This is a genomic window from Hafnia sp. HMSC23F03 (assembly GCF_001816025.1).
Classification (GTDB): domain Bacteria; phylum Pseudomonadota; class Gammaproteobacteria; order Enterobacterales; family Enterobacteriaceae; genus Hafnia; species Hafnia paralvei.
Genome location: NZ_KV824217.1, coordinates 28,734 through 46,807, shown reverse-complemented (window position 1 = coordinate 46,807; position 18,074 = coordinate 28,734). Strand labels below are relative to the sequence as shown.

The 18,074-nt window shown below is 48.8% G+C and carries 20 protein-coding genes and 1 pseudogene; 19 read left to right on the top strand and 2 right to left on the bottom strand.

Features of this window, described 5'->3' with window-relative positions; genetic code table 11:
• The first annotated feature begins 67 nt into the window (after positions 1 to 67).
• From flgB to HMPREF3091_RS09260, 12 genes and pseudogenes are all read left to right on the top strand, one after another.
• Entirely contained in the window at positions 68 to 418 is a 351-nt protein-coding gene (gene flgB, locus HMPREF3091_RS09315; protein ID WP_035504302.1) for a flagellar basal body rod protein FlgB, read from the top strand.
• A gap of 22 nt (positions 419 to 440) precedes the next feature.
• Complete coding sequence (gene flgC, locus HMPREF3091_RS09310; protein ID WP_004096881.1) at positions 441 to 866, top strand: flagellar basal body rod protein FlgC; 426 nt, start codon at positions 441 to 443, stop codon at positions 864 to 866.
• Positions 867 to 868: 2 nt separating this feature from the next.
• Positions 869 to 1,564: a flagellar hook assembly protein FlgD gene (gene flgD / locus HMPREF3091_RS09305; RefSeq protein WP_004096875.1), complete on the top strand. Its 696-nt coding sequence runs from the start codon at positions 869 to 871 to the stop codon at positions 1,562 to 1,564.
• Positions 1,565 to 1,619: 55 nt separating this feature from the next.
• Positions 1,620 to 2,813 carry a flagellar hook protein FlgE gene (gene flgE, locus HMPREF3091_RS09300; RefSeq protein ID WP_004096873.1) on the top strand — a complete coding sequence of 398 codons (1,194 nt, stop codon included), beginning with the start codon at positions 1,620 to 1,622 and terminating at the stop codon, positions 2,811 to 2,813.
• A complete protein-coding gene (gene flgF / locus HMPREF3091_RS09295; RefSeq protein ID WP_004096871.1) occupies positions 2,813 to 3,544 on the top strand; it encodes a flagellar basal-body rod protein FlgF in 732 nt (243 codons plus the stop codon). The genes flgE and flgF overlap by 1 nt, the downstream gene beginning before the upstream one ends.
• A 107-nt stretch (positions 3,545 to 3,651) precedes the next feature.
• Entirely contained in the window at positions 3,652 to 4,437 is a 786-nt protein-coding gene (gene flgG, locus HMPREF3091_RS09290) for a flagellar basal-body rod protein FlgG (protein ID WP_004096869.1), read from the top strand.
• Positions 4,438 to 4,472: 35 nt separating this feature from the next.
• Positions 4,473 to 5,138, top strand: a complete 666-nt coding sequence (gene flgH / locus HMPREF3091_RS09285; protein WP_004096868.1) for a flagellar basal body L-ring protein FlgH — start codon at positions 4,473 to 4,475, stop codon at positions 5,136 to 5,138.
• A gap of 17 nt (positions 5,139 to 5,155) precedes the next feature.
• On the top strand, positions 5,156 to 6,250 hold the full coding sequence (locus tag HMPREF3091_RS09280; protein ID WP_035504301.1) for a flagellar basal body P-ring protein FlgI: 1,095 nt from the start codon (positions 5,156 to 5,158) through the stop codon (positions 6,248 to 6,250).
• A gap of 11 nt (positions 6,251 to 6,261) precedes the next feature.
• A pseudogene (locus HMPREF3091_RS09275) lies at positions 6,262 to 6,543 on the top strand (rod-binding protein); the annotation flags it as partial.
• Positions 6,544 to 6,680: 137 nt separating this feature from the next.
• On the top strand, positions 6,681 to 8,051 hold the full coding sequence (gene flgK, locus HMPREF3091_RS09270; protein ID WP_004096863.1) for a flagellar hook-associated protein FlgK: 1,371 nt from the start codon (positions 6,681 to 6,683) through the stop codon (positions 8,049 to 8,051).
• 13 nt (positions 8,052 to 8,064) lie between these two features.
• On the top strand, positions 8,065 to 8,982 hold the full coding sequence (gene flgL / locus HMPREF3091_RS09265) for a flagellar hook-associated protein FlgL (protein ID WP_071778751.1): 918 nt from the start codon (positions 8,065 to 8,067) through the stop codon (positions 8,980 to 8,982).
• Between the two features lie 5 nt (positions 8,983 to 8,987).
• Complete coding sequence (locus HMPREF3091_RS09260) at positions 8,988 to 10,013, top strand: hypothetical protein (RefSeq protein ID WP_004096859.1); 1,026 nt, start codon at positions 8,988 to 8,990, stop codon at positions 10,011 to 10,013.
• A 40-nt stretch (positions 10,014 to 10,053) separates the two neighbouring features.
• Here the strand turns inward: HMPREF3091_RS09260 and HMPREF3091_RS09255 are convergent, their stop codons facing one another.
• The gene (locus HMPREF3091_RS09255; protein ID WP_083321398.1) at positions 10,054 to 10,521 is read right to left on the bottom strand and encodes a hypothetical protein; all 468 of its coding nucleotides are present in this window, start codon (positions 10,519 to 10,521) and stop codon (positions 10,054 to 10,056) included.
• A complete protein-coding gene (locus tag HMPREF3091_RS09250) occupies positions 10,496 to 11,464 on the bottom strand; it encodes a winged helix-turn-helix domain-containing protein (protein WP_070715447.1) in 969 nt (322 codons plus the stop codon). Before HMPREF3091_RS09250 ends, HMPREF3091_RS09255 begins: the two co-directional genes overlap by 26 nt.
• Before the next feature lie 824 nt (positions 11,465 to 12,288).
• Here HMPREF3091_RS09250 and HMPREF3091_RS09245 point away from each other — a divergent pair.
• The 7 genes from HMPREF3091_RS09245 to HMPREF3091_RS09215 all read left to right on the top strand — a co-directional run bounded on the left by HMPREF3091_RS09245 (position 12,289) and on the right by HMPREF3091_RS09215 (position 18,063).
• The gene (locus tag HMPREF3091_RS09245) at positions 12,289 to 13,179 is read left to right on the top strand and encodes a flagellin N-terminal helical domain-containing protein (protein WP_070715445.1); all 891 of its coding nucleotides are present in this window, start codon (positions 12,289 to 12,291) and stop codon (positions 13,177 to 13,179) included.
• Positions 13,180 to 13,368: 189 nt separating this feature from the next.
• On the top strand, positions 13,369 to 14,238 hold the full coding sequence (locus HMPREF3091_RS09240) for a flagellin N-terminal helical domain-containing protein (protein ID WP_070715443.1): 870 nt from the start codon (positions 13,369 to 13,371) through the stop codon (positions 14,236 to 14,238).
• Positions 14,239 to 14,468: 230 nt separating this feature from the next.
• Positions 14,469 to 15,791, top strand: coding sequence for a flagellar filament capping protein FliD (fliD, locus tag HMPREF3091_RS09235; protein WP_070715441.1), 1,323 nt, complete (start codon positions 14,469 to 14,471; stop codon positions 15,789 to 15,791).
• Positions 15,792 to 15,806: 15 nt separating this feature from the next.
• Complete coding sequence (gene fliS, locus HMPREF3091_RS09230) at positions 15,807 to 16,202, top strand: flagellar export chaperone FliS (RefSeq protein ID WP_004096838.1); 396 nt, start codon at positions 15,807 to 15,809, stop codon at positions 16,200 to 16,202.
• Complete coding sequence (locus HMPREF3091_RS09225; protein WP_004096836.1) at positions 16,195 to 16,500, top strand: hypothetical protein; 306 nt, start codon at positions 16,195 to 16,197, stop codon at positions 16,498 to 16,500. Before fliS ends, HMPREF3091_RS09225 begins: the two co-directional genes overlap by 8 nt.
• Positions 16,500 to 17,573 (top strand): flagellar hook-length control protein FliK, encoded by a 1,074-nt coding sequence (locus HMPREF3091_RS09220; RefSeq protein ID WP_070715439.1) that lies wholly within the window; start codon positions 16,500 to 16,502, stop codon positions 17,571 to 17,573. Before HMPREF3091_RS09225 ends, HMPREF3091_RS09220 begins: the two co-directional genes overlap by 1 nt.
• 19 nt (positions 17,574 to 17,592) lie before the next feature.
• Entirely contained in the window at positions 17,593 to 18,063 is a 471-nt protein-coding gene (locus HMPREF3091_RS09215) for a flagellar basal body-associated FliL family protein (protein ID WP_070715437.1), read from the top strand.
• Positions 18,064 to 18,074: the final 11 nt, after the last annotated feature.

Here is an 18,074-nt window from a genome sequence, read left to right as displayed (position 1 = left end):
CAGAAGTGGACAGCAGCAAATGGCAGAGAAACAACGTCTTACAACGATACGATCAGAGGAAGTTTTAGTGGGCTTAAGTTTTGACAGAGCGTTAGGTGTTCATCCACAGGCGGTACAGCTTCGACTTTCCCGAGCAGAGCTGTTATCGGCGAACTTAGCTAACGTCGATACCCCAAACTTTCAGGCTAAAGATATTGATTTTGCCGCTGAGATGCAACGTTCGAGTTTGAACTTTTCGACTAGCAATGCAGCAGAGCTGAAATATCGCGTGCCTTATCAGCCCGCTAGTGATGGCAATACGGTTGCCCTCGATGTCGAGCAGGCTGAGTTCTCGAAAAACGCACTGGATTACCAAACCAGCTTAGCGTTTTTAAACATGAAGTTTGTGGGCCTTAAAAAGGCAATTGACGGTAAGTAACTGATTTAGGTAGCAATGGACAATGGCATTTACGGATATTTATCGCGTCTCAGGTTCGGCGATGACGGCGCAAACCGTTCGGCTGAACACGATCGCCAGTAATCTGGCGAACGCTGAATCGCCTGCGGACAACGAAGGGGCCGTGTATAAAGCTCGCCGCCCAGTATTTGCTGCGGTGTATCAAAACAGTGAGCTGATGGACAACCGAGCGTTGGCCGGAGCGCGTGTGCAAATTATGGACGTGGTTGAAACGGGGAGTGCGGTACAGCGTTATGAACCGAATCATCCGATGGCCAATGAGCAGGGTTACGTTTTCTATCCTGACGTCAACGTGGTGGAAGAAATGGCAGACATGATGTCGGCAACCCGCAGCTTTGAAACCAACGTCGAAGTTCTTAACAGTGTGAAAAGTATGCAGCAGAGTCTACTGAGACTTGGAGAGGCCTAAGCATGAATGTAAATGATGCACAAAGCTATGCGGATACCTCGAGCTATAACCGCCGCGTAGCCGATAACGATAACAGCGCAGCCAGTATGAATAATCTGTTTATGACGTTGTTGGTGGCTCAGATCCAGAATCAGGATCCGTTAAACCCAACCGATGGCACCGAGTATGTCAGCCAGTTGGCACAGCTTTCTCAGGTGCAGTCGATGGAGTCCATGTCCGCGCTGATGCAAAACAATGCGGTGCTGATGTCAAACCTGCAGACCCTGTCTACCGGCAATCTGGTCGGACAAAAGGTGATGGTGCAAACCGACAAAGTTCAAACCGATGGAAGCACTGTGATCGACGGCCGTTTATCGCTGGAACATGCTGCGGGAGTGGTCACGGTCTACGTCAAAGACTCAGCCGGTACAGAGCACAAGATTGAACTAGGCAAGCAGGAAGCAGGTCAGGTCGATTTCAAAATTGATCCGAAAGAACTGGGCTTGGCTGAAGGGAAATACACGCTGAGTGTGGTGACTGACACCGGCGAAGAATCGGTTCCCATTGAGGTTGGCGGTGTGGTGAACAACGTGCGTATTCCACTCGATGGCAGTGCCACCATGCTTAATATCGCCGGTTTGGGTGAGGTGCCTTACAACTATATCAGCCAGTTTGGCGCAAATAGCCCATCGTCTACTCCCGACACTCGCAAAGCGTAATTTTCGAAACGGAACTTTTTCGGACACTAACCTATTTTGGAGCAGGAAAGATTCTATGAGTTTTAGTATCGCAACGACTGGCTTGAATGCCATTACTCAGCAGCTCAGTGCAATCAGTAACAACATCGCTAACTCCGGCACTGTGGGGTTTAAATCTGGTCGCGCCGAGTTTTCTGCGTTGTATGCACAGTCTCAACCGTTGGGTGTGGGCGTAAGCGGCGTGACCCAAAGTATTACCCGTGGTGGCAACATTACAGCTTCTGCGAGCGCGTTGGATTTGGCCATTTCAGGTAACGGTTTCTTCGTGGTTCGCGATAGCGCGGGCACAGAGGCATATACCCGAGCGGGTTATTTTGGCACTGACAGCAACGGGAACCTGATCAATAACCTAGGGATGAACCTGCAAGGCTATCCGGTTGATGCTAACGGCGTACTGCAAGTGGGGAACGTCGGTAATTTGTCTATCAGCAGTGGCGCCATTCCAGCGAAGGCGACGGGCTCACTGGACTTTACCGCGAATCTGGATGCTAACGCGGAAGTTCCGAAAACCACAACGTTCGATCCCAAAGACAGCACTTCTTATAACAATACCTATACCACACAGGTTTATGACTCTCTAGGCCGCGAGCACACGCTGTCTCAGTACTTTGTTAAAACCGGTGAAAACACTTGGACAAGCTACTACTACATGGATGATGTCGCGATGACCAGTCCGGCAAGCCAAGAAATCACGTTTAACGAACAAGGCGTACTGTCAAAGCCAAATGGTTCTATCGACCTAAATCTGGATATTCCAGGTGCACAGCCATTGAAAATAGAAATGAGCTACGCAGGCACCAGCCAGTATGGTTCTGATTTCTCCGTGACCAAAAATCAGGGTGATGGCTATGCTTCCGGTGAAAAAACCGGTCAGCAAATCGATGAGGAGGGTTTTGTGTATGCCACCTTCTCGAATGGTGAACGTATGTTGCAAGGGCAGTTGGTTTTGGCGAACTTCGCCAATCCTAACGGCTTAGCTTCACAGGATGGCACCACATGGGCGCAAACTTCGGCTTCAGGCACGCCTCTGACTGGCGCTCCGGGTTCTGGCCTATTAGGTTCTATTAAATCTGGTGCGCTAGAAGAGTCTAACGTTGATTTGACCTCTGAACTGGTTGGCTTGATGACCGCGCAGCGTAACTATCAGGCAAATACCAAAGTGATCAGCACCAATGACAGCATGATGTCGGCACTGTTCCAGGCGGTCTAATGGATCACTTAATTTATACCGCCGTCAGTGGGGCTAATCGCAGCCTGTCTCAACAGCAGATCCACTCTAACAATCTGGCGAACGTGAATACCAGTGGGTTTCGCGGCGACTTAGAAAGCGCTATGTCACAACAGGTGTTAGGTTCGGGCTATGACTCGCGCTATCTGGTGCAGCAGCAGAACAGCAGTGTTGATATGACGCCGGGCGCGGTAAGAGATACCGGACGTGAGTTGGATATCGCTATTAAAGGCGATGGCTTGATCGCGGTGCGTAGCGGTGGACGTGAGGTTTACACCCGTAACGGTCAGATGGACGTAAGCCCCGATGGAGATCTCACCATCAACGGTCGCCCTGTGATTGGCGAAACCGGTCCGGTTATTTTACCTCCGTTTTCCGATCTTTCTATCGGCGATGACGGCACCATCACCATCGTTCCGCAAGACGGCGATGTCAATGCCGCTATGGATGTCGACCGTATCAAACTGGTTGATATTCCTGCCGATCAGCTCTCTAAGAACGCTGATGGTTTGCTGATTAGCGCGGCTCAGAATAACCCGCGTAGCGATGCCGTTGAGATTGCAGCAGGACACCTGGAAAGCAGCAATATTTCGGCTATCAGCGAAATGGTTTCCAGCATTGCGTTAAACCGTCAATTTGAAGCCCAAATCAAGATGATGAAGGCGGCTGAAGATTTGGCAACGGCTGGAAATCGCCTCATCCGTGGCAGCTAATTTTATCCACTCACTCTACTCCGACGCTGTCTTTATAGGGCGGTATCGAAGTGGATGTTTGATCATCTTTTGGGTTTTAAAGGAAATACTTCTTTTAAGGGAAAGCTATGAATCCAGCGTTATGGATTAGTAAAACCGGACTTGCGGCGCAAGACGCAAAAATGAGCGCTATCTCTAATAACTTAGCGAACGTGAATACCACTGGTTTTAAACGCGATCGCGTCATGTTTGATGATTTGTTTTATCAAACACAGCGCGCGCCGGGTGCGCAACTCGATCAGAACAACGTGGCCCCAACCGGTATTCAGTACGGTACCGGTGTGAAGATTGTCGGAACGCAAAAAGAGTTCTCCGTCGGCAGTATGCAAATCACCAAGCAGCAGATGGATGTGGCAATCACGGGTCAAGGTTTCTTTCAGGTCGAAACGCCCGATGGCGACATTGCCTATACCCGCGCAGGCAATTTACAGGTTAACGCCGACGGCGTTGTAACCAATGCTGCAGGCTTACCGCTGGTGCCCGCTATCGAATTGCCTGCGAATACGAAAGAACTTTCTATTGCCAAAGACGGCACGGTTTCCGCCACCGTTGGGGGCGAAACCGATCCGGTTGAGCTTGGGCAAATTACGCTGGTGAACTTTGTTAATCCGGCTGGTTTAGAGGCCATGGGGGGCAATCTCTATCGTGAAACGGCGGCGAGTGGTGAGGCCGTCGAAGGGGTCCCTGGCGAAGATGCATTGGGTCAGTTGGAGCAAGGAACATTAGAGGGTTCAAACGTGCAAGTCGTTGAAGAGATGGTCGATATGATCACCGTTCAACGCGCTTACGAAATGAACGCGAAAATGGTTTCGGCTGCGGATGATATGTTGAAGTTTGTCACTCAGTCGCTGTAACGGCGTCAGATTGAAAGAGTAAAGCGAAGAACGTTATGAAAAAGCAGATGTTGATGTGTGTCCTGTTGATGGCGCTAGCGGGCTGTGAAAGTCCAGCGCTGCTGGTACACAAGGATGATGCGGCTTATGCGCCGCCAGAGGATACATTGCAGCAGCCTGTTGCAGTTCAGGGGGGCGGGCTATACAACGCCGGCTACAACTGGTCTCTGACTCAGGATCGCCGCGCCTATCGGGTGGGGGATATTCTGACGGTACGACTTGATGAGTCTACGCAGTCCAGCAAACAGGCTCGCACCAACTTCGGCAAGAAGAATGACGCGTCTATCGCTGCACCGGAAGCCTTTGGTCACTCAGTAGAAAAGCTGAGTGGTGCTATTGGCGCAGATCGTTCCTTTAACGGTAATGCCTCTTCCGCCCAGCAAAATATGCTGCGTGGTTCTATCACCGTGGCAGTTCACAAAGTATTGGCAAACGGCGTCTTGGTGGTGCGCGGTGAGAAATGGCTGACGCTGAATCAGGGCGATGAGTATATGCGAGTGACGGGGCTGGTGCGTACCGATGATATTGAGCGTGATAACACTATCTCCTCGCAGCGAATTGCCAATGCGCGCATCTCATATGCAGGTCGCGGAGCGTTGAGTGATTCCAACGCTGCGGGTTGGCTAACACGGATCTTTAACCATCCGCTGTTCCCTATTTAACTCAGGAGATGTTCAACATGTGCAGATTCCTTACGCTGGTTGTCACTCTTGTATGGAGTGCTATTTCTATGGCACAGCCTTTAGGCTCGTTGGTCGATGTGCAAGGCGTGCGTGGCAACCAGCTCATTGGTTACAGTCTGGTGGTGGGTTTAGACGGTACTGGTGATAAAAATCAGGTGAAGTTCACCAGCCAATCGGTCACCAATATGCTGCGCCAGTTTGGTGTGCAGCTTCCGGCCAAGATAGATCCGAAGGTAAAAAACGTGGCTGCGGTCGCCATTAGCGCTACGCTGCCGCCGATGTATGCCCGTGGGCAGTCCATTGATATCACGGTTTCCTCGATTGGAGACGCGAAAAGCCTGCGCGGGGGCACTTTGTTGCTGACCCAACTGCGTGGCGCCGATGGTGAAGTTTATGCTTTGGCGCAGGGCAACGTTGTCGTGGGTGGGTTCAAAGCCGAAGGTGATAGCGGTTCAAGTATCACTATGAATACCCCAACTGTGGGACGCGTGCCGAACGGTGCCTCTATTGAACGTGAAATTCCCAGCGATTTTCAAGTGAGTAATTTGGTGACGCTAAATCTGAAGCGTCCCAGTTTTAAAACGGCTAATAACGTTGCCGTAGCGCTCAATCAGGCGTTTGGTGCCAATACTGCCACGGCGCAAAGCGCCACCAACGTAGTCGTGCGTGCGCCGCAAGATGCAGGTGCTCGCGTGGCCTTTATGTCGATGTTGGAAGAGGTGCAGATTAACGCGGGTAAACAGCCACCGCGCGTGGTGTTCAATGCTAGAACTGGAACCGTTGTTATCGGTGATGGTGTCGTAGTGCGCGCGGCTGCGGTTTCTCACGGCAATCTGACCGTGAGTATTCGTGAGAGCCGTAATGTCAGCCAGCCAAATGCCTTCAGCAATGGTAATACGGTAACCACGCCACAGAGCGATATCGACGTGCAGCGCGGTCAAGGCCAGATGGTCACCGTTGCGGCAGGAACAAGCCTGCGCAGTATTGTTAATACCATCAACAGCTTGGGGGCGGCACCTGACGACACCATGGCAATCTTACAGGCATTACACGAAGCCGGCGCGTTAGACGCTGAACTCGTGGTTATTTAAGGATAAACGCCATGATTGATGCAGTTAATCGCCAAAGCACTGTGTTACCCGGAGATTTCACTGGCACGCTGAAGGCTCAGAATCTAGAGCAGGCCGCCGAACAGTTTGAGGCGATGTTTTTGCGTTCCATGATGCAGCAGATGCGTAAGGCGTCAGATGCGCTGGCGGCGGATAATGATCCGTTCAACAGTAAACAGCAGCGCATGATGCGTGACTTTTACGATGACAAGCTGGCCTCGCAGTTGGCCTCGCAGCGTAGCAGCGGCATTGCCAATATGTTGATTAGCCAGCTTGACCCTCAGGTTCAGGGGATGGAACGTTCGCTTAAGTTTCAGAAGGGGAATGTCGCTTTTGATAATCAAGAGACACAACCACCAGTAGAGCTTTCTACTCCCGTTATCCCCGTAATTAGCCGTGGACAGGAATCATCATGAGCTTAATCAGTAACGCTTTTAGCGGCATGCAGGCCGCACAAGCGGGTATGAATACGACCGGCATGAACATCAATAATCTGCTGACGCCGGGCTATAGCCGTCAGGGTATAATTCAAAGCGCTATTGGGCCAATGGGGGCAGTGGGTCTGTCTGCTGGGAATGGGGTTCAGGTAGATAGTATTCGACGTATCTCCGATCAATATTTGATCAGCCAAGTTTGGAGCACCAACAGTAAGGCTAATTACTACGATGCTGGCCAGAAATATCTCGGTGCGTTGGAGTCGGTGGTCGGTACGGACAGCACGAGCCTTGGCAACGGTATTGATAAGTTTTTCGCTTCACTAAGCGAATTGACGACTCAGCCAGATTCCCCCGCGCTGCGCCAGCAACTGATTAATGAAGCACAGTCCCTTTCGACGCGTTTTAATAACGTTAACAATTTTATTAATAGCCAAAAAACGTCCATTAGTAGCCAGCGCAATTCTACGGTCGAGAGCATCAATACATTGAGCTCAAACATTGCGGGCTATAACCAAAAGATAGCTGAGTTGGAGTCAACCGGTGGTAACACTAGCGTACTGCGCGATCAGCGTGATGAGTTAGTGAAGCAGATGAGCGGCATGGTTGATGTGAAGGTCACGGAAGATAGTAAAGGCAACTACATCGTTGCGCTTCCAAGTGGACAGCCGTTGGTTAATGGTCGCAGTTCGGGACAATTAGCCTCGACAACGCAGTCTGACGGTAGCCAAATGTTGACGCTGAAATATGCGGGATCGGAATTTACCTTGAACTCGTCAGTGGGGGGGCAGTTAGGCGCGTTGAATGATTATGAGCAGGGCTCCCTGAAAGAGATGCAGGAGTCGGTTCAGGGCATGGCTGAAGCGATTGCGACTATGTTTAATGACCAACTGGGCAAAGGTTTCGATCTCAATGGTCAGCCGGGTAAGCCGTTGTTTAATTTCGATCTTAATAATCCAGCTGGCATGCTGACTGTGACCGACATCAAACCGGATGAGTTGGCGCTCTCTGGCAAGGCTGATGAAACCGGTAATGGTGATAACTTGAATTTACTTATCGAGTTGAAAAACCAAAAAGTAGATATCGGTGGAATGGGCAACATGAGTATCAATGAAGGTGCCGCTGCCATTATTAGCACCATCGGTATTGCTAGCCGAGAGAATAAAACGGAAGCCGATGCGGCGATGTCCGTTTATGTCGAGGCACAAAACCAGCGAGATAACCTGAGCGCGGTCAATCAGGATGAAGAGGCGATGAATCTGCAGGTCTACATGAATGCCTACCAGTCAAACATGAAGGTGATTGCGACGGGTAATCAGATCTTCTCTGATTTATTAAATCTTCTTTGATTAAGGAATAAAAATGCGAGTCAGCAGCCTTTATAACTCTAATGCAATGCTTTATCAGATGGGGCAGAACGGCACCCGAATGAATAAACTGATGGAGCAATTGTCTACGTTGCAGCGTGTTAACGTCCCTTCTGACGACCCGATCGCCAGCAGTCGCCTAGTGCAAATCAACCGTGAACAGTCGGCAATCACCCAATATCAGAGCAATATTTCGCGACTCTCTGGCAACTTGTCGATGCAAGAATCACACGTGAAGGCGCTGGATAATCAGCTGACTTCTCTCAATGATAAACTGCTTGCCGCCGCCAACGAAACTCATAGCAGCGAGGATATGTCTGGCTTTGGCAAAGAGATCGGCTCCATGCTGGATTCTCTGGTCGCAACCATGAATTCGAAAAACGAAGACGGTCGCTACCTGTTTGCGGGCACCAAAACCGATCAAAAGCCGGTGATGTGGAATGAAACCGAGCAGCGCTATGAATATCAGGGCAACAACGGTACGCGTGAAACGACGGTGGCTAATGGCGTAAACATCACTGAAAACACCAATCTAAGCCACGCATTCTCCAGCAGTGGTGACGATTTGGATGTATTGAATCGTTTAAAAGCTATCAGCGAGAAAATGCAGGATCCCAGCATTCCGGTATCTGATTACTCCGATGAACTGAATGCCTTAATGGGCTCGGTGAAAGGTGCATCAGATAAAGTGTCGGCGATTTACACTGACCTCGGCGGACGCCAAAATCGTTTAACCATGCTTGATGATGCACATACCGATGTTAAAACCGCTAACGATCTGGTCGCAAAAGATTTGTCGGGGCTTGATATAGCCACTGCGACGATTAACTTGCAGCTTTACTCGAACTCAATGCAGATTTCGAATAAAGCGTACAGCATGATTAGTCAGCTCTCACTTTTTAGCATGATGTAACTGATATGCAAGTTGGCCTTAGTACTTCTTCGTTACAGACTTCAACCAGTTCCCCGCTGACGCGGGGAAGTATTGATGCACCACAGTCGGTTCGCAATCGCGGGGTCGCTGATACCACTGCGTTACCGGCCAGTTTTCCTGAATCGCCCCTGATTTCAGCGCGTCCACTGCGCTATAACGTTCAGCTCAATCAGCAGCTAACAGCGGTTCAGCAGGCAGATAGTTTTTTATCCCAAACCGAAAGCCAGTTATTGCAGCTACGCCATTCTGCGGCGCACGCTTCAGCGCGTCCGGATACCCTTCGTCAGCAGGCAAAAGGTTTGTTGAATCTATTGGATAATCGCGCTCAGATTTCCGGTAATACGGTCGATCGTCACTTCAACGTTACGTTAGAAGGGAAATCGCAGGTGAATTTTACGCTGCCGGATAGCGATAAATTGCTTCAGAGCGGTGAAGCGGAAACACTGGTGTTCTCCCTTGGTGGCAATAAGCGGGAGATGGCGGCGGTTACGCTACCCAAAAATGGCTCTGAGCGTCAGGTCGTTATGCATTTGAATCAGGGGCTGGGCCGGTTTGGTGTGCATGCCCGCCAAGACGGCAACGGCAGCGTGAGTTTTAGCGTCGATGAATCGCGTTGGGCTCGAGTGAGTTCCCACCTAAGCGTGCGCGGTGAGGATAAGCGTTTTAATACCTCCTTTTCGGCGCTAACGCCACAGGTGGAACCTGCGATCGGCGATACGCTAATGCAGATTGCTGCTCAACCAGAGCGGTTGCGTGAGCGAGGAGCCGAAATGTTAACCGCGCTGGAGCAAATTACCTTTCAGCGAGGGAAGCTACGTTTCCAACAAGAACGTGTGCGCACGCGCATTGAAGGGATGGCGACACCCTATGAGCCTCAACAGGCATTGTCCGTTTCTCAAACGCTCGGAGAGCATTTGCAAAATAGCGGTAGCCAGTTCTCTCGTCTCACTCAGGCATTAAGTGCGCAGGCAAATGTGCGCTTAGGTACGGTGAAAAATCTGTTAGGGTAAGTGGTAAATTGTTTGGCCTCTCATCGCGAGAGGCCTGTTTTCAGTGATTGAGCGGATATAAAAATATCATTCCGGTTTGGCCTATCACCAGTGGCTGACCATCAAGCTCGAGTGGGATCATCCACAATTCGTTATTCTGCATAAAATCAATTAGCCCATCGATCATCACGCGTCGATAAGGATTGCTATAGTAGATCTGTGAGTAGAGGTAATACACCTTCCCCATTTCACGTTTGGTTTCGGTAAATTTCCCTTTAACCACAAAGCGAGTGTCGTTTGGATCGGTGATGGTGTTGAGGATCGTACCGTTCACCGAGGTGAGATGAGAGTCGTAAAGCTCTTTTTGCTGAGACATGAGGTCATAAAATCCCATCTGCACAGTGCCCTTCCTTGGCTGTAGGCTTGGCGTTGCCAGCGATAGGGCGGTATATCCTAAGATGCCGATCAGCAAAACAAATAAGCTGAGTATCCATATCAGCTTGTTACTTCTGACAGGTTGGAATTTCATTTATTTTTCTCACTGTTTCGCGAAAAATCAGGGTGTTAAGCTGTCGTGTGTCAATTCGCCAATGGTATATCGTCATCGCTAGCTGTTTACTCTCACAGGTAGTTTCCACCGAAAAGGTATAGCTCAGCGCCTGATCTGACACCTGATAGTAAACGTCCATATAAATATTTTTTGTTTTTAGTCGCTGGTTGAGCTGGTATAGCGTCCCCTTTAGCTTGGTGTACAACGAGTCTTTAGAGTTTGAGTTACCGCTTTTAGGGATGATTTGATATAGACGAATATTGCTATAGACGTTGTTTTCCTGCTGGGTGGCAATCACCGGTTTATCGCATACAGTCAGGTACTTATACGCAACCGTACCGCTGACCAATACCACGACCAAGGCCAAAACGACGTAGGCTAACCAAGAGTGCTTTTTATGCGGCTCTTCAAGATTTTTAGGGGCTGCTTCTATCTGAGATGATGGTAATGGTGCATCAATAGGCGGCAATAATAGGGGGCTGGCCGATTCTGCAACCGTGATTTCTGTTCCCGACTGATTGGGTTCTAACGCATTAGCTGTATTTTCATCGCTGTCTTCGTCATTATTATCATTGTTTTTAGTAGGGTCTTTATCAATGCATCGGCAGTAGGAAGATTCTAACAAATACCCTTTTTTAGGTATGGTTTTGATTATTCTCTGCTGTTTTCCATCATCTTCAAGCGCAGCACGAAGAGCATGAATAGCATTTGGTAAACTATTATTACCAATAACTCGTCTTTCCCAGACCATATTGGTCAGTTCTTCACGCGAGAGGATCTCTCCAGCATGTTGAGTCAGGATATCTAATAATTTTAGCTGATATTCACCTAGTCTTTTTCTTTCTCCGGTTTTTAGATGAAGAATTGAACCAGTAGATATATCTAGAAGCCAATCATTAACAGAACAGTAGCGTTTATTCATTTAATTACAGAGGCATTAAACCATCAATGTGTAAAATAAGTGTATTTAGAGAGATCAGATGAGCTTCTCTTAACGCAAATAAGGTTAAAAAATTCCTTTTATAATTCGTCAATGAACTGCCGCTCGCTGCGGGGGGACTGAAGAACGCCTTGTTCTTATGCCCTAGAGCTCTCAGAACGACTCCTTTGTAGAGGAATGCGTCTGGTCTATATCAATCTTTTTAGGAAGATTCTCTTCCGATAGCACTGTTTTACGCGATAAAATATCAACGTGCAAGGTTTGTCGATGTATTTCTGCACGCTATCTATGACTAATTATGTCTATAAGTAAATGATTAGTACCTTTATGATACCTTTATTTTATTATTGTGAAATATGTGATCTTTTTGTGTTCATTGATCTAATTTAGTGTGGTTTTTTCATCTTTATTAGTCTGCTAATTGTCATCAAAAATAATCCTAAAATAATAGAAATACCATTTAAGAATTTTCTGATTTGTGTCGCTTTTAATAAAATTTTTGATTTTTTAATTATTGCATTGTTACCGTGAGTTCGTTTCACTAGACAGTGTGGTTTAAGTCAAAAGATTCCTTATTAATATAACTTAACTATAGTTTTATTTATGGTGCTATTTATGATGCATAGTAAAAGGTTGAGTGTGATATAGGTTTTTCTCGCAATAGGTAGAATGAGAACGTACCTCATTTAAATTTGTGGTAGGAAATTTTCAAATTTATATTTAACTCCCGTCTCAATCGTGTCGTTCTCTCTTTGTACAAGTGATGCGGAATCTAAATAGGTAGATTCCCTGAAGGAGACGACACAATGGCCTTATCTATCTTTACCAATGCCTCTTCCATGGCTTCTACGAACGCGTTGAATAAATCCAACAGCCTGCTGTCTACGTCGATGGAACGACTGGGTACCGGCAAGCGTATCAACTCTGCGGCAGATGACGCCGCGGGTATGCAGATCGCTTCCCGTTTACAGGGTCAGACCAACGGCATGACCGTAGCGAAACGCAACATCGCCGATGCAACCTCCATGCTGCAAACCGCTGAAGGTGCATTCGATGAAGTCAGCAACATCATGTATCGCATGAAAGATTTGGCGACTCAGGCGGCGAACGATACCAACTCTAAAGAAGACCGTGACTCATTACAGTCTGAGTTCAATGAGCTGAATAAAGAATTAGGTAACATCATGAGTAACACCAGCTACGGCGGTAATAAGTTGCTGAGTGGTAGTACTGGTTTGGCTAGTACTAGCGGTTTGAACTTCCAGATTGGCTCTAGCAATGCAGAAACACTGAACGTTAATGTATCTAAAGAGCTATCAGGTTTAACCGCGACTATCGGTAAAGCGGCAACGACCAACCCAAGTGGTGGTTCAGTTGCTGGTACCGGTCTGGGGGCGTTGACTTTGGATTCCGCGGTTAACGCTTCTGGTGCTATCGCTAGCTTGGAAGGCGCGCTGAAAGACGTCGGTTCCCTGCGTTCATCTCTGGGGGCCAACATCAACCGTTTGGGCCACACCTCTGCAAACTTAGCAAACATGCAGGACAACACCGAACTGGCGCTGGGTAACATCCGTGATGCAGACTTTGCGTCTGAAGCGTCAACCATGACGCGCCAGCAGATGTTGGCACAGACCAGTATGTCGATGCTGAAACAGTCTAACAGCATGTCTGGCATGGTGATGTCTTTGCTGGGCTAAGATTCTCGCATGACTCTCGTGAAACACCGCCTTCGGGCGGTGTTTTTGTTGGCGGGTTATATTATTAGCGAGCATATTTTTTTATTTAATTTCCCCTCCCGATTTAATTTTGCTGGCAGGCGTGTCGTTTTGTATCTGTACGAGAGATGCGGAATCTAAATAGGTGGATTCCCTGAAGGAGACGACACAATGGCTTTATCTATCTTTACCAATGCCTCTTCCATGGCTTCTACGAACGCGTTGAATAAATCCAACAGCCTGCTGTCTACGTCGATGGAACGACTGGGTACCGGCAAGCGTATCAACTCTGCGGCAGATGACGCCGCGGGTATGCAGATCGCTTCCCGTTTACAGGGTCAGACCAACGGCATGACCGTAGCGAAACGCAACATCGCCGATGCAACCTCCATGCTGCAAACCGCTGAAGGTGCATTCGATGAAGTCAGCAACATCATGTATCGCATGAAAGATCTGGCGACTCAGGCGGCGAACGACACCAACTCTAAAGAAGACCGTGATTCACTGCAGTCTGAGTTTGATCAGTTGAACTCTGAACTGGGCAATATCATGAGCAACACCAGCTACGGTGGTACTAAGTTGCTGAGCAACGGCACGGGCTTATCTGCTTCTGGTGGTCTGAACTTCCAAATCGGCTCTAGCAATGCAGAAACACTGAATGTGAATGTCGCTAGCCAACTGAAAGATTTGACTAAGACTATTGGCAGCAATGCGAGTGGTTCTGCTTCTGGGCTAGGTGCATTGAAGCTGAGCTCTGCAACGAGCGCATCAGGTGCAATTGCTGATTTGGAGAGTGCGTTGAAAGAAGTGGGTACTCTGCGTTCATCTCTGGGGGCCAACATCAACCGTTTGGGCCACACCTCTGCAAACTTAGCAAACATGCAGGACAACACCGAACTGGCGCTGGGTAATATTCGCGATGCGGATTTCGCATCCGAGGCGTCAACCATGACACGCCAGCAGATGTTAGCACAGACCAGCATGTCGATGCTGAAGCAGTCTAACAGCATGTCAGGCATGGTGATGTCTCTGCTGGGTTAATCAGCTATGACGCCATAGTGCAAAAAACACCGCTTTTGGGCGGTGTTTTTGTTTCGGCCGGAATACTTCCCCTCTCCGCCATTATCAGGAAAAAATCTTTCCGGCCTCTATTTATCTTATTGATTTATTTAAAATTAAAAGTTGGCACGCACTTTGCTAAGTAAAGTTGATTAGACTGAGAAAAGGCACATTGAGCCATTTCAACTAGTCGGCGCGCCAGGAGGATCAACATGTCAGATTTCGCGAGTATTGACCCACAGACTATAGCAACGCAGCTGGCCGGCTACGATGTTATGGCATTACAGGCCGCACTTAAAAAACAGCAAACGTCGTTGACTGGTCAGCAAGATGCATTAAAAGCGCTGAAAACTGCGATGACGGATTTCCGCACCGCATTAACGGCGCTGAATAAAACCAATAACGGTCTGCTGACGAATAAGGTGACGACCAGCGTTGATAACATCGCAAATGTGACTGCCAACTCCAACGCCATGAAAGGAACGTACAACCTTTATGTCGAGCAGTTGGCGGGTTCACATCAGGTGGCTTTCGGCGATATGACCGATGACGCAGTGAAGAGTGCCACAGGCACATTCACGCTTGAGGTTAATGGCAAATCCATTGATATCGAGATGGATGGTTTAGAAACCATGTCCGACCTGGCCCGTGCTATCAACAAAACCAATGATGGTTCTGAAGATAGTCCAGCCATCACGGCATCATTGATCCGTACCAACGGTGAAGTGAAGCTGATGTTGAGCAGTGATAAAACGGGTGAAGAGAACGAAATTAAACTAAGCGGTGACATTCCCTCTGAAATGGACATGAGCAAGGCAACGGTTATTTCCGAACCCAAGGATGCCGTTGTCTATCTGGGCGGCAGAGACTCGGGTCTTGAGATCCGCAATAGCACCAACAAGCTAGACGGCATTATTGACGGTGTAACCATCGAGCTGAATCAGGCACAGAAAACGGGTGATGCTCCGCTACGTATCAACGTGAATACCGATACCTCTGAGACGGAAACACAGGTAAAAGCGTTTATCGATGCCTATAACACCATGCGTGACTCGCTCGGCAAGCTAACTGCCAGCGGCAGCGGTGGCACCGATCGCGGTGCGTTTGCTGGTGATGCCGGAATTGCTTCGTTAGAGCGTGAGTTGAATAACATGGTTCGTACCAATATCGATGGTTTGGACATGACCAAATTCGGCATCACAGCGGATAAAGACGGCAAGCTGGAGTTGGATAGCGAAAAGCTGGAAAAAATGCTGACAGATAACCCATCGCAGCTAACAGCGCTGTTTAACGGTAAAGACGGCCTGATCAAGAAGATGGATAAGTCGCTAGATAAATATCTGAATAGCACTAACGGCGTGATTAAGACGCGTCAAGAGTCATTGGATCGCCAAGAGACTCAGTTGGGTGACCGTAGCGACAAAATTAATACCCGTTATGACAACTCTTATAACCGTTATCTGAAGCAGTTCACCCAACTGCAGCAGGTGATGGCTCAGATGAACAATACGATGAGTATGTTTGGTTTAGTTTAAGGAAACGCAGTTTTTATGTACGGAACTCAACAGGAAGGATACGGCCTCTATCAGGATTCAGATCTGGCGATTCAGGCCGCCGCCGCGACTCCTCATCAGCTGGTGCTTATGCTGTTTAGTGGTCTCATGGATGAATTGGTTCGTGCTAAGAGCCACATCGTGGCCAAACGCTACGAGCGTAAGGTTCAGAGCATCAATAAGTGCATTGATATTCTCAATGCACTGACCAGTGCGCTGGATTATGAAAAGGGCGGCGATTTAGCGTTGAGCCTAGCAAATCTATATGACTACTGCGTTTATCGTCTGTATGACGCCAGCCATAAGCTTTCCGTGGAATACATCGACGAAGTGGAAGCCATCCTCAGCAACCTACGTTCGGGTTGGGAAGAGATGGGCAAGCAGAATGGATGATATTCAACTGATCCAGTTCCTTGCCAACGCGTTGAAGAGTGCGACTCAGCAGCGTGATTGGGTTCAGGTTCGCAATATCGATAAGCAAATAGCGTCTTTACTGAGTTCACTCAGCGGGCAGCCGCTGAGTGAACAAAAACGTCAGGCGCTAATCATGCTGAGAGATACCCACCATCGAGTGAACGAAATCTGTTGCCAGCAAAGTGCAGAGTTGGAGCGCAAGATGGTTCAACACCGTAATAATCGTGAAGGCGCGGTGGCTTACTCCCTCTTCGGTGGCGATGGGGATAGCGAATAATGAGCATGATGGATCTGATGTCCACAGCGCTACCTACGGTAGCGTTGGATGACAACACCAGCGCGCCACCAGTCATTGGTAGCATCAGCACGCCACCTGATAACACGGCGCAATTTAGCAATGAGTTGCTTAGCGTGGTGGGTTCGTTGTTGTCACAGTCTGGTGTCGTCGGTTTACGCCATCAGGCAGGGAACGATGCAATGTTACCTACTGATGAGCAAGATGCTGAGAGTGATGATCTGGCTATGCCATCGCCGGAAAGTCGTCAGCAGATGTTGGATTCGTTGCTTACGGTTTACCAACCGCCGACCCAACCGCTAGTGACTTCGTTGACTGAACAGTCACCAGCCGCTGAATTGCTGATGCTAAACCGACAGATGCCCTCTGCGCAGCCGATGGTATCTGATGCGGCGGCCAAGCCACTTTCCTCTCTGGCTATCAACGCAGCGTTAAACGCCACGCCGTCTGAAATAGTGATTTCTCCCGCCATGACTAAAACGGCAGAGCCGTTTAGCGCTTCGATGACCCAGCACGCGTTGGTATCTACCGACCTGCTGAATACGTCGTTTGCAACGCCATCATTAGCCAATGTGGGCAACAACGTGACTCAATCGGTACAGAGTGCAGCCAATAATGCTGTGCCCGTTCAGGTTGACGCAAGTGACGATCGTTGGCCGCAGCAATTGCAGAATACCTTGGGTGAGCGTTTGCAGGTTCAGGTAAAAAATCAGGTGCAACACGCCACGATCCGCCTCGATCCGCCGGATATGGGTAAGATCGATATCTCTATCCAGTTTGAGTCTGGCCGCTTACAGGTGCACATCAATGCCAGCCAAGGCGAGGTTTATCGTGCGCTACAGCAGGTCAGCAATGAGCTGCGCCAAAGTTTGACTGACCAGAACTTTTTGCAGGTTAACGTTCAGGTTTCTTCACAGAATTCACAACAGCAATCAGGGCACGGGCATCAGGGTGATGCTTCGCAGCCCTTCATTCTCGCGGGAGCACAACTGGAAGGTGATACCACCGAACAGACGCAGCCGCGTGCTGACGAATCCGTCCTTATGACAATTTGATCGACTTAATAAGACATCTATGACCGTAAAAACATTTTCACTTGGTTTGGTAATTGCGTTGGTTGCCGCGGTGCTCGCCGCGTTTTTGGCCGTGATGGGTAACCATCTGCTGGCCCAACCGGAAAACGGTGTTGGCGACAAAATTGCCAAAATTTTCTCTTCTGATTCCGATGCCAGCGTTGAGTTTGTCGAGATTAAGAACGTAGTTATCACGTTGAAAAACGATAGCAAAAAAGAGCGCTACCTGTTGTTAGAGCTTGCATTGGCAACCTCTGATGCTAAAGAAACTGCCCGTACCGAAGCGATGATCCCCGCAATCCGTGGCGCTACCGTGGGTCTGTTATCCGATATGGAATATGCACATATCCGTGGCATGAACGTGACTGAACTGCGTGAGCAACTGATGGCGGCATATGTGAAGAAATTTAAGTCACTGAATGCGGGGGTACCGTTCCATGACGTCATCATCAGCAAGATGGTCTTTCAATAGAAAGCAATAGA